The 21,834-nt window shown below is 39.7% G+C and carries 26 protein-coding genes and 1 other annotated feature; of the genes, 1 reads left to right on the forward strand and 25 read right to left on the reverse strand.

All coding sequences use genetic code 11. The features are described from left to right. Positions 1 to 42 precede the first annotated feature (42 nt). The 22 genes from SAZ04_RS00615 to SAZ04_RS00720 form a co-directional block, all read right to left on the reverse strand. The gene (locus SAZ04_RS00615; protein WP_332689427.1) at positions 43 to 1,506 is read right to left on the reverse strand and encodes a SulP family inorganic anion transporter; all 1,464 of its coding nucleotides are present in this window, start codon (positions 1,504 to 1,506) and stop codon (positions 43 to 45) included. A 563-nt stretch (positions 1,507 to 2,069) separates the two neighbouring features. Further along, complete coding sequence (locus SAZ04_RS00620; RefSeq protein WP_332689430.1) at positions 2,070 to 2,330, reverse strand: metal-sensitive transcriptional regulator; 261 nt, start codon at positions 2,328 to 2,330, stop codon at positions 2,070 to 2,072. Positions 2,331 to 2,507: 177 nt separating this feature from the next. Then, a complete protein-coding gene (locus SAZ04_RS00625) occupies positions 2,508 to 3,338 on the reverse strand; it encodes a cytochrome c oxidase assembly protein (RefSeq protein ID WP_332689433.1) in 831 nt (276 codons plus the stop codon). Continuing rightward, positions 3,328 to 3,825 (reverse strand): DUF2243 domain-containing protein, encoded by a 498-nt coding sequence (locus SAZ04_RS00630; protein ID WP_332689436.1) that lies wholly within the window; start codon positions 3,823 to 3,825, stop codon positions 3,328 to 3,330. Before SAZ04_RS00630 ends, SAZ04_RS00625 begins: the two co-directional genes overlap by 11 nt. Before the next feature lie 256 nt (positions 3,826 to 4,081). Continuing rightward, entirely contained in the window at positions 4,082 to 6,190 is a 2,109-nt protein-coding gene (locus tag SAZ04_RS00635) for a heavy metal translocating P-type ATPase (RefSeq protein WP_332689439.1), read from the reverse strand. Beyond that, a complete protein-coding gene (locus tag SAZ04_RS00640; protein ID WP_332689442.1) occupies positions 6,187 to 6,564 on the reverse strand; it encodes an ArsR/SmtB family transcription factor in 378 nt (125 codons plus the stop codon). The genes SAZ04_RS00635 and SAZ04_RS00640 overlap by 4 nt, the downstream gene beginning before the upstream one ends. A gap of 97 nt (positions 6,565 to 6,661) precedes the next feature. Continuing rightward, positions 6,662 to 6,985 (reverse strand): ArsR/SmtB family transcription factor, encoded by a 324-nt coding sequence (locus SAZ04_RS00645; protein WP_332689445.1) that lies wholly within the window; start codon positions 6,983 to 6,985, stop codon positions 6,662 to 6,664. A gap of 123 nt (positions 6,986 to 7,108) precedes the next feature. Then, positions 7,109 to 8,872 carry an arsenical pump-driving ATPase gene (arsA, locus tag SAZ04_RS00650; RefSeq protein ID WP_332689448.1) on the reverse strand — a complete coding sequence of 588 codons (1,764 nt, stop codon included), beginning with the start codon at positions 8,870 to 8,872 and terminating at the stop codon, positions 7,109 to 7,111. After that, entirely contained in the window at positions 8,869 to 9,225 is a 357-nt protein-coding gene (gene arsD, locus SAZ04_RS00655) for an arsenite efflux transporter metallochaperone ArsD (protein WP_332689451.1), read from the reverse strand. The genes arsA and arsD overlap by 4 nt, the downstream gene beginning before the upstream one ends. A 156-nt stretch (positions 9,226 to 9,381) precedes the next feature. Continuing rightward, positions 9,382 to 9,807, reverse strand: a complete 426-nt coding sequence (gene arsC / locus SAZ04_RS00660) for an arsenate reductase (thioredoxin) (protein WP_332689454.1) — start codon at positions 9,805 to 9,807, stop codon at positions 9,382 to 9,384. A 24-nt stretch (positions 9,808 to 9,831) separates the two neighbouring features. Beyond that, on the reverse strand, positions 9,832 to 10,896 hold the full coding sequence (gene arsB / locus SAZ04_RS00665; protein WP_332689457.1) for an ACR3 family arsenite efflux transporter: 1,065 nt from the start codon (positions 10,894 to 10,896) through the stop codon (positions 9,832 to 9,834). Between the two features lie 15 nt (positions 10,897 to 10,911). Then, the gene (locus SAZ04_RS00670; protein ID WP_332689460.1) at positions 10,912 to 11,262 is read right to left on the reverse strand and encodes an ArsR/SmtB family transcription factor; all 351 of its coding nucleotides are present in this window, start codon (positions 11,260 to 11,262) and stop codon (positions 10,912 to 10,914) included. Positions 11,263 to 11,387: 125 nt separating this feature from the next. Then, positions 11,388 to 11,861 (reverse strand): thioredoxin family protein, encoded by a 474-nt coding sequence (locus SAZ04_RS00675; RefSeq protein ID WP_332689463.1) that lies wholly within the window; start codon positions 11,859 to 11,861, stop codon positions 11,388 to 11,390. Between the two features lie 4 nt (positions 11,862 to 11,865). Next, the gene (locus SAZ04_RS00680; protein WP_332689466.1) at positions 11,866 to 12,288 is read right to left on the reverse strand and encodes a disulfide oxidoreductase; all 423 of its coding nucleotides are present in this window, start codon (positions 12,286 to 12,288) and stop codon (positions 11,866 to 11,868) included. Positions 12,289 to 12,412: 124 nt separating this feature from the next. After that, positions 12,413 to 13,147: an MBL fold metallo-hydrolase gene (locus tag SAZ04_RS00685; protein WP_332689469.1), complete on the reverse strand. Its 735-nt coding sequence runs from the start codon at positions 13,145 to 13,147 to the stop codon at positions 12,413 to 12,415. Continuing rightward, positions 13,144 to 13,317 carry a hypothetical protein gene (locus SAZ04_RS00690; RefSeq protein ID WP_332689472.1) on the reverse strand — a complete coding sequence of 58 codons (174 nt, stop codon included), beginning with the start codon at positions 13,315 to 13,317 and terminating at the stop codon, positions 13,144 to 13,146. The genes SAZ04_RS00685 and SAZ04_RS00690 overlap by 4 nt, the downstream gene beginning before the upstream one ends. Before the next feature lie 320 nt (positions 13,318 to 13,637). Continuing rightward, on the reverse strand, positions 13,638 to 13,916 hold the full coding sequence (gene rpmA, locus SAZ04_RS00695; protein ID WP_332689475.1) for a 50S ribosomal protein L27: 279 nt from the start codon (positions 13,914 to 13,916) through the stop codon (positions 13,638 to 13,640). A gap of 5 nt (positions 13,917 to 13,921) precedes the next feature. Then, a complete protein-coding gene (locus SAZ04_RS00700) occupies positions 13,922 to 14,263 on the reverse strand; it encodes a ribosomal-processing cysteine protease Prp (RefSeq protein WP_332689478.1) in 342 nt (113 codons plus the stop codon). 4 nt (positions 14,264 to 14,267) lie between these two features. Next, positions 14,268 to 14,576 carry a 50S ribosomal protein L21 gene (gene rplU / locus SAZ04_RS00705; protein ID WP_332689481.1) on the reverse strand — a complete coding sequence of 103 codons (309 nt, stop codon included), beginning with the start codon at positions 14,574 to 14,576 and terminating at the stop codon, positions 14,268 to 14,270. Between the two features lie 12 nt (positions 14,577 to 14,588). Then, positions 14,589 to 14,663, reverse strand: a sequence feature (ribosomal protein L21 leader region). A 63-nt stretch (positions 14,664 to 14,726) separates the two neighbouring features. Beyond that, positions 14,727 to 16,229: an Rne/Rng family ribonuclease gene (locus SAZ04_RS00710; protein ID WP_332689484.1), complete on the reverse strand. Its 1,503-nt coding sequence runs from the start codon at positions 16,227 to 16,229 to the stop codon at positions 14,727 to 14,729. A 79-nt stretch (positions 16,230 to 16,308) separates the two neighbouring features. Continuing rightward, positions 16,309 to 17,178: a M50 family metallopeptidase gene (locus SAZ04_RS00715; protein WP_332689927.1), complete on the reverse strand. Its 870-nt coding sequence runs from the start codon at positions 17,176 to 17,178 to the stop codon at positions 16,309 to 16,311. A gap of 1 nt (position 17,179) precedes the next feature. After that, positions 17,180 to 17,974: a M23 family metallopeptidase gene (locus SAZ04_RS00720; RefSeq protein ID WP_332689487.1), complete on the reverse strand. Its 795-nt coding sequence runs from the start codon at positions 17,972 to 17,974 to the stop codon at positions 17,180 to 17,182. A 328-nt stretch (positions 17,975 to 18,302) separates the two neighbouring features. Here SAZ04_RS00720 and SAZ04_RS00725 point away from each other — a divergent pair, with 328 nt between their 5' ends. After that, complete coding sequence (locus tag SAZ04_RS00725; RefSeq protein ID WP_332689490.1) at positions 18,303 to 19,223, forward strand: aldo/keto reductase; 921 nt, start codon at positions 18,303 to 18,305, stop codon at positions 19,221 to 19,223. Positions 19,224 to 19,354: 131 nt separating this feature from the next. Here SAZ04_RS00725 and SAZ04_RS00730 read toward each other — a convergent pair whose 3' ends face one another. The 3 genes from SAZ04_RS00730 to minC form a co-directional block, all read right to left on the reverse strand. Continuing rightward, a complete protein-coding gene (locus SAZ04_RS00730; protein WP_332689493.1) occupies positions 19,355 to 19,879 on the reverse strand; it encodes a MogA/MoaB family molybdenum cofactor biosynthesis protein in 525 nt (174 codons plus the stop codon). A 347-nt stretch (positions 19,880 to 20,226) separates the two neighbouring features. Continuing rightward, positions 20,227 to 21,021 carry a septum site-determining protein MinD gene (minD, locus tag SAZ04_RS00735; RefSeq protein ID WP_332689496.1) on the reverse strand — a complete coding sequence of 265 codons (795 nt, stop codon included), beginning with the start codon at positions 21,019 to 21,021 and terminating at the stop codon, positions 20,227 to 20,229. A gap of 80 nt (positions 21,022 to 21,101) precedes the next feature. Then, entirely contained in the window at positions 21,102 to 21,827 is a 726-nt protein-coding gene (gene minC, locus SAZ04_RS00740; protein WP_332689499.1) for a septum site-determining protein MinC, read from the reverse strand. Positions 21,828 to 21,834 lie beyond the last annotated feature (7 nt).

A 21,834-nucleotide genomic window follows, 5' to 3' on the forward strand; every position in this document is an offset into this window, starting at 1 on the left:
AGCAAAGAAGACAGAAGGATCTAACCCGCTGTCTTCTATACTTTAATGCCCTGATGCTTTTGATAAGCCACCAATTTTATCTTTTAACTTTTCACTTTCTGAATTTAAGCCTACATACTCTACTTTAATACCACTCTGTTCAAATTTACCTTCGATTTTATCAAGAGCACCGATTGCTGAGTCATCCCATAAATGAGCGTTCGTTAAATCAATCTCAACATTCCTTACATCTTGTCTATAATCGAATTTGTTTACAAAGTCTGTAACCGATGCGAAGAAAATTTGACCGTGTACTTTGTACACTTGCTTATCTAAGTGATTAATATAGTATTTCTCTACATTAACTTTTGAGATTTTCGCAGCAAAGAAAATCGCACTTAATAGCACACCGGCAAATACGCCAATTGCTAAGTTATGAGTAATAACAACTGTCGCAACTGTAACAATCATGACGATTGCGTCTGTACGAGGAAGTTTATGAATGTTTCGAACAGAACCCCAATCAAATGTACTAAACGAGACCATAAACATAACTCCGACTAATGCAGCCATTGGAATTTGCACAACTAAGCTACCAAGAACTAATATTAAAAACATCAAGAACACACCAGCAACTAAAGCAGAAAGGCGACCTCTCCCACCTGATTTTACATTAATAACAGATTGGCCAATCATCGCACAACCAGCCATTCCACCAAAGAATCCTGCAACAATATTAGCAATCCCTTGTCCACGGCTTTCCTTGTTTTTATCACTTTCTGTATCAGTCATATCATCTACGATATTCGCAGTTAAAAGCGATTCAAGCAAACCAACGATCGCTAACGCAAGTGAATATGGAAAAATAATCATTAATGTTTCCAAATTTAATGGAATACTTGGGATTAAAAACATTGGCAAAGCTTGAGTTAAATTCCCCATATCACCTACAGTACGAAGATTATCAAACCCAGCAAAAATAACGACCGCTGTAATGACAACAATTGCAGCAAGCGCTGATGGTACTGCTTTGGTAATACGCGGCAATCCATAAATAATGAATAGTGTTGCAGCAACAAGAACATACATTAGCCATGTTGCATCTACAAATTGATCTAATTGCGCCATAAAAATTAAAATCGCTAATGCATTAACGAAACCAACCATTACAGAGCGAGGAACAAATTTCATAATTCTAGCAAGCTTAAATACACCAAATAAAATTTGTAAAACACCAGTTAAAATGGTAGCTGCTAGTAGGTATTGCAAGCCATGATCGGCCACAAGTGTCACCATGAGCAATGCCATCGCACCTGTTGCAGCAGAAATCATCCCTGGACGTCCACCGACAAAGGCAATCACAACGGCAATACAAAATGAGGCGTACAACCCAACCATTGGGTCAACACCAGCAATAATTGAGAAGGCAATTGCTTCTGGAATCAATGCAAGTGCAACGACAAGCCCGGCCAATACGTCACCTCTAACATTGCCAAACCATTCTTGTTTAATAGATTGAATGTTCAATCTAGCACCTCTTTTCCTATTTAGTTTTTTTATTATTTGTTCGACTTTTGACTCTCACAAAAGTCGGGGTCCGTTATTAACAAACGTATCTTACCACCATCCCACAAAATTTCAAACTTTTATGTAAGCGTACATCATCAATATTTTACTTCCATTACCTCTTTATTACTCTATTATTGTCTCAATACAATAAACTTCTCATAAAATCGCCCCAATCAAAATGTTGAATTACGCAAAATTAAATGAATGTTTAGAAAAAAACATAATTATATAAAAGAAGCTAACACACCTTGTGCTAACTCATATTATTGTTACTTGTGTGTCCAGCAATCGGGTTAATTTGTGCATTCCTTGCGAAGAAACCAGAAAAAGCCAACGATAAGGAGCTGGCTTCACAAAAGGTGTTATAACGTGTTAAAAACAGTGGATTTGCTTGAAGCTAACCCACTGTTTTTTCTGTTATGGAAGTCAAATTATGCCTTGGCTCAAGATATGCGGTATGTCGACTGGATGATAGCCGGTTGACTGAATTATGCGGGGCTTTGACCGGGACATTAAGCCAGTTATCTGCTTTTCACTAATAGATTAACTGCTTCTTGGATAAAAGCATCTGTGTCTTCCCCTTTTTCGATTTGCGCTCTCACACATTGTTCTAAATTTGTACTGACGACGACACCTATTGTGCGGTCTAACGCATTTCTCGCTGCAGACATTTGAATGACTAGATCTCTACAATCTTTTCCTTCTTCCATCATTCTTACAATAGCTTTAACTTGTCCTTCGACTCGTTTTACTCTATTTTTCATTTGATCTGTATATTCCATGGATTTCCCCTCCACTTTTTCTAATTACCTACATCATATTTTCTATCTTTATCAATCACTTATTCATACTAGTGTGGGTATATTCTAAGCGAAGTATGGCCATCTGTCAAACACGTTTCCCTCTATTCAAGCCTTTTTTAAATGAATCTCTTCTTACAACATTGAAACTTCTAATGATTAAAGATACTTTACATACTCTCTACTCATGGTTACTGGTGTTTTCGGTCTCGTTGCTCTGTACCATTGATAACAAAGAAGAAAGATAATGACAATATCAATGGCGTCACCACCATAGTACATAAGCATCCCAGCTTCTTCCGCCTGCGATACAGGAATACCAGAAGGGGGATTCGCATAAATATACTTCGATAAAATGCCATGACCAGCTAATGCAAGAATCAACACGGTTGCACGATAGACATAGCTCGTTCGATGTGGTGTCGGATCGATGTAAATCATCGATAACGTAAAAAGATAGCCTGCTAAAAATACGTGTATATGGATTAGCATATGAAGAAGGATATTTTCGTGCATTGCTGCGTACAAGTCAGTTGTATAAAGGATCCATAATCCACCTACATTAAGCAAGGATGCAACAATCGGATCGCTTAACAAACGAACTGGCCCACTTTTCAACAGTTGGGTAAGACGTCGTGCTAGAGTCACATTTTGAGTTCGCAAGACAAGAGTCATGGGTGCAGCTAACACCATGAGAAGCGGAGCAAGCATTCCAAGAAGTAAATGAACTAACATATGTGCTGTAAAATCAGCATGTGCACGCTGCGCTAAAGGTCCTGCCACTGCCGCAATCGCGCAGAGAACTCCAACTACCCAAAAGGCAGTACGGTAAACCGACCATTTTCTGTATCGACGATTTGAATTAATTACAGCTAAGAGATAAATAACTAAGCTTAGTACAAATGGAAGAACTAAGATAAACTGAGGCACGATCCCGATTACATCATGGATATGCGTTCCACCTGCATGGTGATGATTGTCACTGATCATGTGAGACAATCCCTCCTGTTTGTTGATGGGGTCTTGTTTGATAGAGGAGGATGACACCAGTAACGACCATTGCTATTGCAATGATATTCCATACTATGTCATAGATAATAACATTTTCGACATAACGAATTTGGTGTAAACGCATAAGCTTATGCTGAACAATTCCATCATACAATTGAAATACACCCGCACCTAGCAATACACCTCCCCACCATCTATTCAGCCACAATGCATTGCGTCTTCTAAGATCAGCTAACATAAACAACCCACCTATTGTTGCAAACCAACTAAACGCATGAAAGAGTCCATCTGAGATCAAGCCAATATCAGTTGTAGATTTATCATAAAAATGATGCCAGCGTAAAAGTTGATGAAATACAGTCTCGTCGATAAATGCCACTAGACCAAGACCAAACAAAATACCCGACCATAGATTACGTGTTCTATAATTTTCTTTGTTTTTTATGTTCATCGTTTCTGAATCCATATAAATCTCCTTCTTCGCACACTTTTTATATAATTTACATTATCCTCACCAATATATCCCATTTTACCCCTTATCAACTATTCTAATCATGTTAGAGATGAGCTAGGGTATCCCCCAAAAGGAATCCAATCATCACCTTTCTATACAACTGAAAAAGCCAACTTATTAAAAGCTGACTTCACACATTAGGACGAATCCCGCATGACAATTATGCCAGAGGGATTCAGACCATTAATCTATTGTTACACATTCACTATCATTTTTTAATTTCCTTCACCTTTAGCAGCCGAAGTCCATTCAACGTAACAAGTAAGGTTGCACCCATATCGGCAACAATCGCGATCCATAGTGTTAGCCAACCTGGAATAACGAGTAATAAAGCAAGAAGCTTCAACACTAATGATAGCGTAATATTTTGTTTGATAATCGTTTTTGCACGCCTACTTAGTTGAATCGCAAATGGAAGCTTTGATAAGTCATCCTTCATAAAGACAATATCAGCCGTTTCTAACGCTACATCAGAACCCGCACCTCCCATCGCCATCCCAACATTCGCCGTCGCTAATGCAGCTGCGTCATTTACACCATCTCCAACCATCGCAACATGTCGTCCGCTGTCACGTAAAGATTGAACATAGGACATTTTTTCATTTGGAAGCAGATTCGCTTTCACTTCCGATATCCCCACTTGATTGGCAATCACTTGCGCTGAGCGTTCATGGTCACCAGTAAGTAAAATGGTGTTACGAATACCAAGGTGATGAAGTGCTGATACAATTGATTTGCTTTCCTCTCGCACTGAATCACTAAGAGCGATCATTCCAATTACATCTTTTTCTGTCGCAAGGATCATGACCGTTTTTGCTTCTTCCTTAAATTGCTGAATAACCGCTTGCGTATGATCAGTGATTTCGCTAACTTGTGTAATAAAAGATTCACTTCCTATATAATAGGAAATCCCCTCTATTTCACCTGATATTCCCTTACCCGTTTCTGAGTGAAAGTTCGTTACTTCTCTATCATTTTTCCAGTTTTTCTCATCAACGTACTTGACGACCGCTACAGCAAGTGGATGCTTCGAATGCTGTTCGAGTGATGCAACGATTGTTAAAAACTCTGCTTTCTTCTTTTCATTAGCAAGCCAAATATTGGTTACAACTGGCTTTCCATTTGTTAACGTTCCTGTTTTATCAAAGGCGACCGTTTCAATTTTTCCCGCTTCTTCTAAATGGATTCCACCTTTTAGCAAAATGCCATGACGTGCAGCTGTTCCAAGTGCAGTGACAATCGAAACGGGTGTTGAGATTACTAAGGCACACGGACATCCTACAACTAAGACAGCAAGGCCTTGATACACCCATTCAAGCCATATTCCGTTAAAAAATAAGGGCGGAATGATTGCAACCGCAAAGGCAATGACAATAATGATCGGTGTATACACAGTAGCAAATCGATCAATAAATGCTTGTGCTGATGCTCTTTTTGATTGAGCTTCTTCGACTACTTTTATCATTTTCTGTAATGTTGAATCTTCGTTGCGCTTTGTTACTTCTACTTCAAGATGACCTTCTTCGTTTAATGTACCGGCAAATACTGTATCTCCACTTTGCTTCTCAACCGGAATGGACTCCCCTGTAATAGCCGCTTGATTAATGGTAGAGGCACCTTTGATTACCTTTCCATCAATTGTTACTTTCTCGCCTGGACGCACCATTACTCTATCTCCAACCATTACATCATCAACAGCAACTTCGATCCACGTCCCATTTCTCCATGTTCGCGCTTGTTTCGGAGTATCGTCAAATAACGACCGTATCGACCTACGTGCGCGCTCCATTGAGTATGTTTCAAGCATTTGACTAATTGCAAAAAGAAAGACAACCGTTGCACCTTCTCCCCACTCGCCAATGATGCTTGCCCCAATGACCGCTATCGTCATTAACGTTTTCATATCAAAACGGGCATGGAAAAGATTTTTTAACCCTTGAATAAATAAAGAATAACCACCAATGACCATTGAAGAGGCATAAAAAAGAATCGCAAGTAATTCTTCTCCCCAAACACCATGTACGAAAAAACCGCTCAGTAACAATATGCCAGCAATTAGCGTTCTCCAGGTAGTCGCTTGAAGCCAAATTGATTTCGTTTCTACACTCTCATCTTTTGAATACAGTTTCAGATTTTCAAAGGCTCCTTCTTTTTCTACGTCTTTCTTAGTAACATTTCCAATCACTGTAATCGTCGAAGCCTGAAAATTCACTTCTGCCTCTTCCACACCTGGTAATTGCTTCACATTGTTCTCAAATTGACTCGCACAATGTGCACATGTAAATCCTTGTACGACATATTTCTCCATACGGCTCATCCATCTACCTCCTCTTTTTGATGGGCAATGGCTGTCATCAGTAGTGTACGAATATGCTCATCATCCAAAGAATAAAAAACGAGCTTCCCTCTTTTTTCACTTTTGGCGATACGAAGGTTACGCAAATGTCTGAGATGATGTGACGCCGTCGCATTTGTTGTCCCAATAATCGATGCAACGTCGCAAACGCATAGTTCCTTTTGTTGGCAGAGTGCATATGCTATTTTGACACGCGTTTCATCTGCTAATACTTTAAACATATCAGCTAATCGATCAAATCGCTGGCCAGTTAATTGTCCTTTTACTGTCTCTACTACTTCTTCATCATAAGAAAACACTTCACATGTATCGATGTTCTTCGTCTGTTTTTCCATCAATCCATCCCCAATCATTCAAACATACATTTGATTATTAGTATATTCTATAAGTGTCGAAATGTGCAACAAAAAAAAGCGAGCAAAGGTTTCTCCTTCACTCGCTTGGTCTTAAGATACAACACAGTTTTTCTGATAGTATTTCATTCATCGTTTCTTCTTTTAATTTGTAATAATTCCACTGCCCTTTCTTTTCTCGCTCAATAAACTCGGCATCGAGCAAAATTTTAATATGATACGAAAGCTTTGATTGCGGAATATCGAGAATCTCCGTTAAGTCACACACACATGTCTCTCCACGGACACATAATTCATTTAATAACGTTAATCTTTTTTCATCAGCAAGCGCTTTAAACTTCTTTTCATAATATGCCGGATCAAAGGAATTGCTTTTCGTTTCAAAACGAATAGGAATTTCCATTTATAGCCTCCTACATCAACTTATATTGATATACATAATATACCACTAGATGCTAGTGGATTGCAAATCAAAGGAAGCATACTTACAAGTATGCTTCCTTCGTTTGTCTCATTGAGAGTTTCTTTATTTCGTTAATTGTTTAACTTGATCATACCCAACCGTTGCTTCTAATTGCCATGGAATGACTGCCGTTTGTCGCGAACGCTTCGTAGCAACAAGTTCAATCCACTTTGCCTCTGATTCAGAACGAGCTTTTAAAACTGGATCAGATGTATCTGTAGCTGCAAAGCTTTGATTGACTACCCACCAGCTTGGTGTAATGCCTGCTCGAGCTAAATCATCTTGCAACCGAGTTGCTTCGTGTACAGGCGTTGCTTCTGGCAGGGTGACAATGACGACATCGGTTTCGTGCGCGTTTTTTAGTCTTGGCAATAACTTCGAAACAGCCTCTGGTATTTCTCCTGTCGAACGCTCTAACTCCTTATGATAAGATTGAGCCGCATCGAGAAGAAGCAATGTATGTCCAGTTGGGGCTGTATCAATGACAACAAATGAATCCTTCGCTTTCTCTACGACATTAGCAAAAGCCCGGAACACAGCAATTTCTTCTGTACAAGGTGAATTTAAATCTTCTTCTAAATAAGCAAGACCATCTTCATCAACAGTGTCTTTCGCTTTTGTTAGTACTTCCTTTTTATACGCTTCAACTTCTGCTTTTGGATCAATTCGGCTTACGGTAAAATCTTGATTGGATTGGCTTCCTAACACATACGTCAGATGCTCTGCTGGATCGGTTGTCGTTAAATGGACTGAATGACCCAATTCGTTTAGTCCAACTGCTATTGCGGAAGCTACGGTCGTTTTTCCGACTCCGCCTTTGCCCATCGTCATAATGACGCCATGATTTTTTTGTCCAAGTTGTTGAATCATGTTTCGTAAGGAAGATACATCAGCTAGAGAATTGGTCTCAACAGTCTCTTCGATGAAGGTTTGTTCTTTAAATAATGTACGTAACGCTTTAATACCCGTTAATTGATAAGGAACATATGGCAATTCAAAGGATTCGAGCGTTTTTAATTGATCTGGCATGTGCGCTAATGCTTGTTCTTGACGTTCGTAAAAGGCTGTCGAAACTGCATCTCCTTCCACATATTCCTGGAGCTTCCCATTGAGTAGAAGCAACTGATTTGTTAACCCAATTTCCTTTAACTCGTTCGCTGCTCGGTTTGCTTCATTCAGAGCAGATTCATCAGGTCTTGAAACAAGGACAAGTGTTGTGAGCTCTTGATTTGATAATGCCCTCACTGCTTCTGCGTATAATTGCTTTTTCTCGCCTAATCCTGATAACGGTCCAAGACATGAGGCACCGTGCGTACTATCTTCTAAAAAGCTTGACCAAGCTGTCGGGAGCTGGAGCAAGCGCAACGTATGCCCAGTTGGTGCTGTATCAAAAATGATATGGTCAAATTCGCTTGTTCGTTCTGGATTCGTTAATATCGACGCAAATTCATCAAATGCCGCAATTTCAACCGTGCACGCTCCTGAGAGTTGTTCTTCCATTTGAGCCACAACTGGACCTGGAAGCTTATCACGATACGGTCCAACAACTTTTTCACGATAAGCCGCAGCTGCAGCTTCTGGATCGAGATTAATCGCTTGTAGGTTGGGAACATGTGGAATCGTTGTTTTTTCGTAGCCGATTTCTTCCTCAAACACATCTTGGAGATTCGAAGCTGGATCAGTGCTCACAATTAACACTTGTTTCCCTTCATCCGCTAGCGCAACTGCTGTGGCACACGCAGTTGACGTCTTTCCTACTCCACCTTTTCCTGTAAAAAACAAATAAGGAGTTACGTTATTTGATGTTGGCTGAAAACGCCTGTTCATAATAACTCAATCCCCTTAGACTTTGCTTCTTTTTTTGTCAGCTCACTTACTGAGATATGCGCCCATTTTGCAAATTCTTCATTTGTAGGATAACGTCCTACAAGCTTTACTTCACCGTCAACCATAACGGCAGGTAACGTATCTGTCCCCTTTGTATTTAATAGGTCCTGTATGTTTGTCTCATCAATAAATGCTTGTGGCTCAGATCCTAAATTATAGCGAGTGATATCAATCCCTTTTTTCTCTAACAAAAAGATAGTCGTTGCAACACGTGTTAATTCTGGGTCTACACTCGGTCCACATACCCCTGTTGCACAACACAATGCTGGATCGTAAATTTTAATCGTTGGCATTTGATTGCCTCCTTTATTGTCAGCCTAACTTGACCTCTGTTCTTCTGGATCATAATTTCAAAAAATAAAATACAAGTAATTTAAAGAAATATGAAAGCTTATGCTTCGAGGTTGCCTCAAAAGGTCAAAAAGCGACCTTTTGAGGCAACCTCTTACTTATTTTCCTGTTTCAGCAAATGTTTTGATACGATCGCCGATTTCGTCACGAACACGTTGGAAGAACGCCCACTTTTCTTCGTCCGTTCCTTCCGCTTTTGCCGGGTCATCAAAGCCCCAATGTTCGCGCTCTTTATTTGGCGGTGTCGCTGGGCAGACGTCGTTTGCGTGGCCACAAAGAGTCACAACTAAATCTGCTTTTTTCAAGATCTCTTGATCAATCGTATCCGATGTTTGCTTTGATATATCAACATCTACTTCTGCCATTGCTTTTACAGCGTTTGGATTCACACCGTGAGCTTCGATTCCGGCTGAGTATACGTCATATTTGTCTCCAAGGTATTTCTTACCCCACCCTTCAGCCATTTGGCTACGGCAAGAGTTTCCTGTACACAGAAAATAAATAATTGGTTTTGTTTGAGTCATGTTCATTGTCTCCTTAGATTTTAATTATTGATTGGTAGCCGAATGTGCCGGGAACCAGTGTCTCGTGTTATTTGCAATTCTAACTAAGAAAAGCATAAGTGGTACTTCTACTAAAATACCGACAACTGTAGCTAATGCTGCACCAGAATGAAGTCCAAATAAGCCAATGGCAACAGCTACGGCAAGTTCAAAGAAATTACTCGTTCCGATCATGGCTGCTGGAGCTGCAACACTATGATTCACTCTCCAATACTTTGCCCAGAAGTATGCAATAGCAAAGATAAAGAAGGTCTGTATTGTTAATGGAATCGCGATTAAGACGATATGAAGAGGATTACTCATAATTACATCCCCTTGGAATGAAAATAGAATGATTAGTGTTAATAAAAGTCCGACAATCGTAAATTTACCAATTGTTTTTAAATAGACATTTTCAAACCATTCCTTCCCCTTCTTTTTAATAATCAATACTCTTGACAAATACCCGGCAATTAAAGGGATTAAAACGTAAAGAACAATTGAGAGTATGACCGTATCAAACGGAACACTTACATTTCCAACTCTCAGAAGTAACATAACAATCGGTGCATACAAAACTAATAAAATCAAATTATTAATTGCCACTTGGACAAGAGTGTATCCAGCATCACCTTTTGTTAAGTAACTCCACACAAATACCATTGCCGTACAAGGCGCCGCTCCAAGCAAGACCGCTCCAGCAATATACTCTGTAGCTAAATCAGCAGGAAGAATTCCTCCAAAGATAACTTTTAAAAACAACCAAGCAAAAAAGAACATTGTAAAAGGCTTAATTAACCAGTTCACGATAATGGTGATCACTAAACCTTTTGGTTTCTTTCCTGCATTGACAATTGAACTAAAATCAACTTGAGCCATCATTGGATAAATCATTAACCAAATTAGTATTGCCACTGGAATTGATACTTGGGCATATTCAAACCTCGATAATGTTTCGGGAATAGCAGGAAGAAACTGTCCAATTGCAACCCCAATGATAATACAGATAATAACCCAAAATGTTAAATATCGTTCAAAAAACCCGATACCTTTTCCACTTTCATTACTCATTCTCTTACCCCTCCTCTAATCACAACTTACACGCAAGCCGCGTTGTTCCAATTCAATGAGCTTGCTTCTCTGATCAGGTAGATGTACAAGAAGCGTTTGAACCATTGGATACGCTTCATGTGACGTATTAATACGGTAGAAGATCCACTGACCACGTCTTGTTTCTTCAACAAGACCGACGTCTCTTAATTTCCGTAAATGTTGGCTAACAGAAGGTTGGCTCATTTGAAATAACTCGACAAACTCACAAACACAACATTCGTCTTCTGAGAGCATCGCTACCATGCCTAAGCGTGTCTTATCCCCTAGCAGTTTTAATATTTTTGAAGCTGTTTCTATTTCAACTAAAGAAATGGTACCGCTCATCGAATTCAGTCCTTTCTATATTTGAACTCATTATATAATCATATACTTATATACGCAAGTGATTTTATGATAAGAAAAAGTAAAGGATAAGTAAAGATGATTCTTTTCACTTATCCTTATATTTTCTAATTCGTTAGAACGTATTCGTTAAAAAACTGCTCAAACTCTGCATTCGTTACTGCGCCTTCAATCCGGTTTACTTCAGCACCATTTTCAAAGTGGACAATTGTTGGTGTTGAATTGATTCCGTATTTGTTCCAACCCTCTTCAAACTCACGTAAATTATATTGAACAAGATCAATTTCAAGTTCTTCTGCAAGTGGAACAACCCTTGGGGTAGCCTCTTTACAAAACGCACAATCTGAAGCGTAGAAATAAACAGTCATTGCTTCTTCATTTGCAAGCTTCTCAACTAATTCTTCTGGTAAAATGACATTTTGATAGTTTGGATCATTAACCAACTCAATTGTCGCTGGATGTAATTTCTCTTTTCCAAACGGATTTCCTTCTGCTTTTTTCGTTTGTTGTAAATTGGATACAATAGCAAGTGCGACAAATAGTAACACGACAATGCCGCCAAATATAATAATTTTCTTCATTTGCTTATTTCCCCCTAGCTAGCTTTAAAATAACGAGACTGCTTATAAAAATAATGACAAATGCCGTTAATGCAAGAAACGGAATCGTCACAAAACCAAACCAATTAATATATTGACCTGTACAAGGAACACGACCACATGCTGGTACTGCTTGACTGAAGAAAGCAAGCTTTTGTATCGCATAATGATAGATTGATAGACAAATGCCAATAAATGAAAAAACTGCTGAGTAAAGCGCAACATTTGCATCCTTTTTTATCATTCCTATCACCAAAATGACTACGAGTGGATACATAACAATTCGCTGATACCAACAAAGCGTACACGGCTCATACAGCCTTATTTGAGAAAAGTACAATGACCCAAATGTCGCTATTAAAGATGTTAGCCATGCAAAGATCGTAATATTTTCAAGTCTCTTATTCATTGTTTGCCCTCTTCTTTGCGTTTTCTTAAATTCCAGCTTCCATTATACCTAGATTAAAAAAACAAAGCTACTAATTACCTTTGACAATAAAAAGAACACCACTTAATAGCAAAGTGATGTTCTCCTAAACATTCAGTTGTAACCCCGATGATGCGAGCCTAACGGTTCCTGAAAAATGCTTCGCAACCTCTGTACGCAATTGTTCATGGTTCCCAAAGTGCGGTAGATGACTTAAAAGTACCTGCGTTGGATTCGACTTCTTTGCTAGCTGTCCGACATCCTCACTTGTCATATGACCAAACTGTCCAATCGCATCTCCTTCATAACCACTACATTCTGCAATCAATAGATCAGCTTCAATAGCAAAATCGGCAAGCTCGGGAAAGTAACTGGAGTCAGCTGTGTAAACAAGGATTTTGTTTTTCGTTTCAATACGCATAGCATAGCACGGAACTGGGTGATGGGTTTGTAAAAACGTAAATGTAAAAGGGCCAATATTTATTGGTTTCTTGTCATCATATGATTGCGCAGTCAGCAGGTCCTTGTACCCCAGCTTTAAAAACGCTTGTTCATCTTGACGGTGTCCATAAATCGTTGCATTTTTCATCGCTTTGCCTAAGCCTTTGTTTATGATTCTAGCATATTGATAAACACCAACATCGGCTCGATGGTCATGATGGTAATGAGACAAAACGATTCCATTTAGATCTGTAACGTCACAATACTTTTGCAAAGAAGAAATGACACCACTGCCACAGTCAAGCAACAATTTCCACTCACCTTCTTCAAGTAAGTAGCCTGATGTTGCCTCCCCTGCTTCAGGATACCCATGCCAATATCCTACAACTGTTAGCTTCACTCTTTATCACTCTCCCAACAAGAAGTAGGAGCGACCTCAGCCTCTTCGATCCGTTCTCGCTCACTCAATATTGCTATTTCTGTCATTAACTTCTTTTGCTCCTGTTCTGCCTCAGCATCAGAAGCACATTCTTGTAACCGCTTAATTTTTTCTTCTTCTATTTTATTCACTAGATAACACCTTCTACTTCCTGTTTCTTTCCTCTCAAAAAGGTGATGAAAGAGAGTTACCAATAGCAACTCTCTTCCTAAGGGTGATTCAAACTGGTTTCATCACCCGATATCCTTATCGCCTATCTTTTGACAATCTATCCCTTATACATTATATACATAATTACCTTGAATAAACGTTTTTTCTACAATCGCAGCGCAGAAAATGGATGATTACTCCAAACCACGACAGCTCCTCTTCATCAGCCAGTCTGCCTCAATCAATAAACGAGTACAAAAAAGCTCTCTATCAGCAAAATGCTGCTAGAGAGCTTTTTCAATTATGCAGGGTATACGCTCACTTGTTTGCGATCACGACCAACGCGCTCGTATTTCACAACGCCGTCTGTTTTCGCAAATAGTGTATCGTCTCCACCTCTACCTACGTTCACACCAGGATATACGCGTGTTCCGCGTTGACGTACTAAAATAGAACCGCCTGTTACAGCTTGACCGTCAGCACGCTTAGCACCTAAACGCTTAGACTGTGAGTCACGTCCGTTCTTTGTACTACCTACCCCTTTTTTCGATGCGAAAAATTGAAGGTTCATTTTTAACATGGAATTCACCTCCCGATTATATCGTTGACTTGAATATAGCTGCTGTATTCTTCAGCGATCGACTCAAGGGACACAATCATCCCTTCGAGAAGAAGCTGCACTTTCTCAAATGTCACATCATCCAAACTACTTGGAACATAACAGCGGAGAAAGCCACCATCCTTCTCCATCTCCACCTCTAACTCCACTTTACAAAGTGCAGTTATGGCATTGACGGATCCAAAAGAGACAGCTGAAGCTCCAGCACAAACGAGGTCATGACCATGCGGACCAGAGTCTGCATGTCCACTCATCGTAAAAGAAACAATGTCACTCATGTCGTTTCGTGTAATCACAACCGTAATCATTCGATTAGCCGTTAATCTTTTCGATTACCACTTTCGTGTAAGGTTGACGATGACCTTGCTTACGACGATAGTTTTTCTTAGCTTTCATTTTCCAAACGATGATTTTCTTTTGACGACCGTGTTTTTCAACTTTAGCCGTAACTGTTGCACCATCAACAAATGGAGCACCAACTTTCACCTCATCGCCACCTACGAATAAAACGTTATCGAAGCTAACTGTTTCACCAGCTTCTGCGTCTAATTTTTCAATGTAAACTTCTTGGCCTTCTTGAACCTTGATTTGCTTACCACCAGTTTCAATAATTGCGTACATACTTGCACCTCCTCATATACTCAGACTCGCCATCCCAGGTAGGTGAAAAACCTTTATAAAACCTGCTCTGTGCGGTTATAGTTGTTTGGGTGCGACCAAATAACTAACAAGCGATATTGTAGCATATTTCCATGAATTGTGTCAATGTGTTTATTTCGCTTTTAACCGTTCAAGTTGTGCTATTCCTTCGGTGAAATCCCCTATATAACGTAACGCATAACTCTCTTCTTGTAACGTCTTATTTGGATAAACAAGAATTCGAAACCCTAGTGTTTCTTCTAAACGTTTTAGATGCTCACCCTTTTGCCCAAATAATACCGGTGCAACAGCAGAAGGTAATTCAAGAACGATCGCTTCTTCAGCCATTCCGCGATGCTCCCATAGCTGGCGCTCAATTTTAAACGCTTGCGCTTCATTGGAGAGCACAACCCCTGTTCCAGCACAGGTTGGACATGTTTTTGATAAGCTTGCTTGAAGGTTTTGGCGGATTTTTTTTCTGGTCATTTCAAGCAATCCAAGCCCAGTTATTCCTAATACATTTGTTTTTGTCCGGTCATGCTTCAACTCTTTTTCAAATATAGATTGGACATGCTCGCGGTCTTGTTCGCGCTTCATATCAATAAAATCAATGACAATGATGCCCGAAATATCTCGTAACCGGAGTTGTCTAGCAATTTCCTTTGCTGCCTCACTATTTGTTTTCCGAACTGTATCATGTAGATCGGTTTTCCCTGTAAATTTACCCGTGTTTACATCAATGACCGTTAATGCTTCAGTTTGATCGATCATTAAATAGCCACCATTTTTTAACCAAATTTGCCTGCGTAACGCACGCTCAAGTTCCTTTTCGATTCCGTATGCAGAAAAGATGTTTTCTTTTTCACGATACAATCTGAGCGAGCTTTGTAACTGAGGAAACGGCTCTAATAGCTCTTTCAGCGATTTATATTCGTCAAGTTGATCAACGACAATTTCATCAATCTCAGAAAAAGAAAAATCTCGTACGATCCGCTCGATTACACCTGAGTCTTGATGAATTAAAGCCGGAGCTTTCTCATTTTTCCCTTCTTTCCAAATCTCTCTCCATAATTTCCGTAAAAATTGAAGTTCTTGAATAATGATTTCAGGAGCTTGTCCTTCACAAGAGGTTCGAATAATAAGACCTTCCTTATCCTCTATTACCTTTTCTCCAAGCTGACGCCAGCGTTCGCGCTCCCTTTCACCAGAAAAGCGACGTGAAACGCCGACATAATCCCCTTCTGGCATGTAAACGAGAAATTGGCCTGGAAACGAGATAACCCCCGTCAGGCGAGGACCTTTGGAACCGAACCCCTCTTTTGTCACTTGTACTAATAACTCCTCGCCTTTTTTCACAAATTTGGATATACTTAATTCTTTTCTCGTTTCCTCATCTTCCTCTGATAGATGAAACGAGAGTAAATCATCACGATAGAGAAAGCCATTTTTATCACGACCGATATCAACAAATGCAGCCTGCATACCAGGCAACACATTGACGACACGGCCCCGATATACATTGCTTACGATCCTATTTTCAAGCGTACGTTCAATCATAAGCTCCGCAACGCGACCGTTTTCAACAACAGCCGCTCTTCTTTCCCTCGTCGCCATATTCAAATAAATTTTCTTCAATGAGAAAAGCCCCTTTTACTTGATTCTTTTCTCCATTGTACCAGTCTTGATCACATTCATGAAAGCAACCATAATAAAACTATCGCTTTTTTAATTCATGTAAAAGGTTGGAAAGAGGAACGTGCGGTTTTTTTACAGTAAAAAGGAGATGAAGCAACTCTTTTTCCTCTATCGTTTCAGCGGTACCCGTTTTCAGTTGAAACACTTTATAGAAGTGATAATGCCCTCTTTTGATTTGTTTCATCGCTTCTCTTAACGGTATCGAATCTCGAATCGATAAAAAGGACTGTTTCATATAATGCTTTTCTTTACTCGTCCTGCGTGCCATAAGAAAACGCAGGAACCGATAATGCCTTTGCTTCCATTCCAAATAGTTTGTGATCCCAAGAAACGAGAGGATGACCCATAAATTCAAATGATAAGGAAACCAAATAACACTTACGAAAATGAGAAGAAGTAGCACGCCATTTGAAGCCCACCTGGAATAACGAAGCGCTTGTACATAAGGAAAACGATAGGTACACCACAATTGCACAAGACGCCCCCCATCAAGAGGTAAAATCGGAATCAAATTAAAGAAAAGAATCATAAGATTATGCCAGACAAAAATACGGTGATCCGTACTAGTCCAAAATGAAAAATGAACAAGACAATATGACGAAACAATCATCCATATATGTTGAAGCGGCCCAGCTATGATGACAATCAGCTCTTCACGAAACGGCCGGTTGCCAGCATCTTCTACTTCTGCAACACCCCCAAAAGGCAATAACTCAATTTTATGAATTCGCCATTTAAAGTGGTGGGCAGCAAACGCATGCCCCATTTCATGTATGAAGACGATCAGAAAAATCATGAGCACTTCACGAAAATAACCTGTTACGACACCAATCGCAACAACAAACCAAAATAAAGGATTTACTTTGACCTTTCGTGCAAGTTCTCTCATTTTAATCAAATGGAATAACTTCACTAGGATTAATATACTGATCATCTTTCTTTAGGGCAAAATAGAAAATTCCTTTTTCAGCCTCTTCACTCATCGAGACTTTGCCAATTGCATATCCTGCTTGAATATGGTCATACAAATTCACTTCAATGTTATCGAGCATTCCATAAAGTGATTCCGTTCCATCATAGTGTTGAACGGTTACTGTTTTTCCGAGGCTTTCGTCGCTCTCATCTTTTCCTACTTTAATTACTTGGCCACCTTTTACAGCTTCTACTTCTGCATTCATCCCTGTTTCCACAAGGATTCCTTTTCCGTTATGTTCAAAGTCTTGACTAATGGTCCCAGATGCAGGCAAAGCATAAGCCATCTCGACTTGTTCATTCGGATTACCTTGTGCAACATCTTGATTCATCGGAATAAGAGCAAGAGGGCGTCCGAATTGATTTTCATACCAATTGGCAACAGCTACAAACTGAAACTCTTGTTCATATGACTGCTTGACAAACTGCTTCACTCCTTCTGCCTGTGGAACTGAAGACTGAAAAAGAATCGCCGTCATCAAAAATATACAAATGGCAGCCATTACTCGAAATAAAAAGAAATCCCCTTTTTTCGCTTGTGGTAGAGCACTGTTGTTTTCATTCGGTGGTACATAGAAATCTGGTTCTTCTCTTGCATCCTCGTGACGATTCATAAACATCGGCACAGTTCGTTCACGTTGCTTTACATTTTGATTAATCTGTCGCCTTTTAGTGTCTAATTGCCTCCGAACTTTATTAAGATTCTTGGACATAAGCTCCCCCATCCTTTTTTTACGAACTTATTTACTTAAACTATATGACTTGTCCGTTTTCGATATGACATAATAGAAGAGGTAAATCAAAAAGGGTGACCTTTCCCTTTTTGATTTACCTCGAGCCGTTGCCTTCATTTAAGCCTCCTAGGAGTGGGGTTCTCCTAGAAGGTGCGCAGCGTGCGGAGCCATTGCAGCTTCCTCAGGACTAAAAAAGGGTGACCTGTCCTTTTTTAACTTCCTCGAGGATTACTCAAAAGGGGGACCTTCCCTTTTTCATTTACCTCTAGTAACAAGTAAAATTGATTCAGATGAGAGGAGCTAGAAAATGAGACAACGCAAACTCGGACACTCTGATTTAGTTGTTAGTGAGATTGGACTCGGTTGCATGAGTATCGGCACAGAAACAAATGAGGCAAAAAAAATTATCGAAACAGCCTTAGATTGTGGAATTAACTACTTAGATACCGCTGACTTGTATGACCAAGGTCTAAACGAAGAGATCATTGGGGATGTCATAAAAGGAAAGCGCCAAGACCTTGTTTTAGCTACGAAGGCAGGCAATCGCTTTGAAAAGGGCAAAGAAGGGTGGACGTGGGACCCATCTAAATCACACATTAAAAACGCTGTAAAAGATAGTCTAACACGATTACAAACCGATTATATTGACTTGTTTCAGCTTCACGGCGGCACGATTGAAGACAACATTGATGAAACGATTGAAGCGTTTGATGAATTACAGCAAGAAGGTCTGATTCGTTATTACGGCATTTCATCAATTCGCCCTAATGTTATTCGCGAATACGTAAAGCGTTCACAAGTTGTCAGCATTATGATGCAATACAATTTGCTTGACCGTCGACCAGAAGAAATGTTTTCTTTCTTAGAAAACCATCAAGTCAGCATTGTAGCAAGAGGACCTGTCGCAAAAGGCTTGCTTACTAACCGATCACTTGAGAAGGTTTCTGACTCTATGAAAGAAAAAGGCTATCTTAATTACTCCTATGATGAACTAGACTCACTTAGATCATCATTTGAAGCAGAGCTTTTACAAGGGCGCCCACTCCAAGCGATTGCTCTTACCTATTGCCTCACTTCTCCAGTTGTAGCATCTGTTGTTACAGGAGCAAGCAGTGCGGAGCAAGTTATAGCCAACAGCAAAGCCATTGAATCGTGCAAACTCAAAGCAGAAGAGATAGAATGGCTAAAGAACCAAACAAAAGCTGCTGTTTATGAACAGCATCGGTAAGAACGGAAGTTAACTGCCCCAAAAGGTTAAACCTTTTAGGGCAGTTAGTATCTATCTGTTATTTCAGATTTCAACACAAAAAGACTGCATGAGATCAACTCAAAACAGCCTTCTTCGTCACTAAATTCTATTTACACTCGCACTTTATCCATAAGTATTTCTTTCATAACCGAGCAAAGCTCTGGTAAGATAATTCGGTCCATCGCTAGTTGAATCGCACCTGTTGGACGTGGCATTGAAAAAATCGCTTTGCCATCACGTACACCAGCAATCGCACGACTTAAAATGGCAGCTGTACCGATTTCTTCTGTGAAACTCAAATGACGAAAAAGCTCTCCAAACCCTGGCATTTCTTTATCTAAGCTATCGCGAACAGCCTCATGAGTCGTATCATGTAGGGCAATACCTGTTCCACCTGTAATTAGAATAGCGTCAACATCTGCACGAATCGCAGCAATTTTAATCCAGTGTTGAATCAAACTGTATTCCGCATTAATAATTTGATATTCAGAAACAATGTGTCCTTTTTCTTCTAACATTGACCGGATAAGTGCTCCACTCTTATCATTCTCGTATGAACATGAATCCGTAATCGTCAACACCATACAACGAATGCTCTTTGTAGTTTCTTCCAAATGTTCTTCCATCATCGTCATGTATTTTTGGCCTCCTATTTTTAAAAACCACATTCTCGGAGACTATAATAACATGCCTTCCTTCCTCTGTTACCGAACTCTGCCAAATAATTGGCACGACGCTCAGAAAGTGAATGATAAGAAGCGAAACCTTTCTCACCCCGTCTCAAGGATCTTACACATAGATAATCATCCATAATGGCGAAATTTGAACTTTTCGAAGTTTTCAAAAAGGTCATTTTTTTTCCATTTTACTGAGAAATGATCTTGTACCTCCGCATTTTAGCTTGTTAACAAACAAGTTTAGACGCTAATATTAAAAAGAGCAAGGGTCATGTCCTGATCCCTTACTCTTGTATTATCAATTCTTATCGTACACTAAAAAACTGCTTAATCTTAGCTAACATGCCCCTTTGTTCATCAAGGGACATAAGTGGTACCGTTTCTCCAAGAATTCGACGAGCAATATTTCGATAAGCGATCGATGCTTTGCTCGTTGTGTGAAGAGCAATTGGCTCTCCTTTATTTGAATGCTTAATGACATTTTCATCATCAACGACAATACCAATTAGGTCGATCGCTAGTCGTTCAGCTATCTCATCCACATCTAGCATGTCACCATTTTTCATCATATGACTACGAATACGATTGACAATTAATTTAGGAGACTCGATATCCTGTTGTTCCAGTAACCCAATGATTCGATCTGCATCTCGAACGGCAGAAATCTCAGGTGTTGTCACAACAATCGCGCGGTCTGCTCCTGCTATAGCATTTTTAAAGCCTTGCTCAATTCCAGCAGGACAATCAATAATCACATAGTCGTATTCTTGCTTCAGCTCATCAATAATTTCCTTCATTTGCTCCGGTTCTACAGAAGTCTTATCTTTCGTTTGTGCAGCTGGTAGTAAATACATGCAATCAAAGCGTTTATCCTTGATAAGAGCAGTATTTAATTTACAACGCCCCTCTATCACATCAACGAGGTCATAAATAATTCGATTTTCTAGACCCATGACAACATCAAGATTGCGGAGCCCGATGTCTGTATCTACTAAGCAAATTTTCTTCCCCGAAAGCGCAAGGGCAGTGCCAATATTGGCTGACGTTGTTGTTTTCCCAACGCCACCCTTTCCACTTGTAATGACGATTGCCTCTCCCACGTTGATGACCCCTTTCTAAAATATCATTCCTTAAAGATCTTGTTCAAAAAGGTACTAAATCGAACTTTCTGAACAACCTCTTAAACTAGCAGCTTTGCCTCATTTTTTGCAAGTTCTGGATGAGTTTGAATCAATTGTTGAACTCGTCCTAGTTGAAACGTTTTTTGTTCATCCAAGAAAGCACTAGCCATTATTTGTTCATTCGATTTATCTGATTCAAAATGTCTAATCTCTTCAGCAATTCTCAGCTGTGAAGGTGCTAATAAAGAGGCAGAAATAACTGCCTTAACATTGCCTTCAAATCCGGCATGAGCGATACCGCGCAGAGCACCCATTACATAGATGTTACCGTTTGCTATAAGGGTTCCTCCAGGATTGACATCGCCTATTAACAAGACGTCGCCATTTACTTTAAGTACTTGTCCAGACCGAATGATTCGCATTAATGTCACAGTTTGTGAATCTTGGCGAATTTTCTCAGATTCTTCTTTTGATAGAACACGAGATTCAAACTGATCAACAGCTAAATTACGACCTTCTGTAATAATATCCTCTAACTCAGCTTGCTGATGTTCTTGAAGATACCGATAACCAATATCGACCTTCACCGAAACATCTGGTCCGTCTGCTTGTTGATAGTGCTTAGATGACAGTTTTTCTACTAGTTCTTCGAGTAAACTCTCATAGGAGCAACAATCATCTAATAGAAAGATCAATCCTTCTTTTGTTCCTTTTATCGTCACATTTTGCTTTTTCGAAACCATAGTTGTGTTCACCTCAGCCTCACTCACCTTCGTTGCTCGCACTTGTACG

Origin of the sequence: Halalkalibacter lacteus, from assembly GCF_036663595.1 — a bacterium.
GTDB classification, from domain to species: Bacteria; Bacillota; Bacilli; order Bacillales; family Bacillaceae_D; genus Halalkalibacter; species Halalkalibacter lacteus.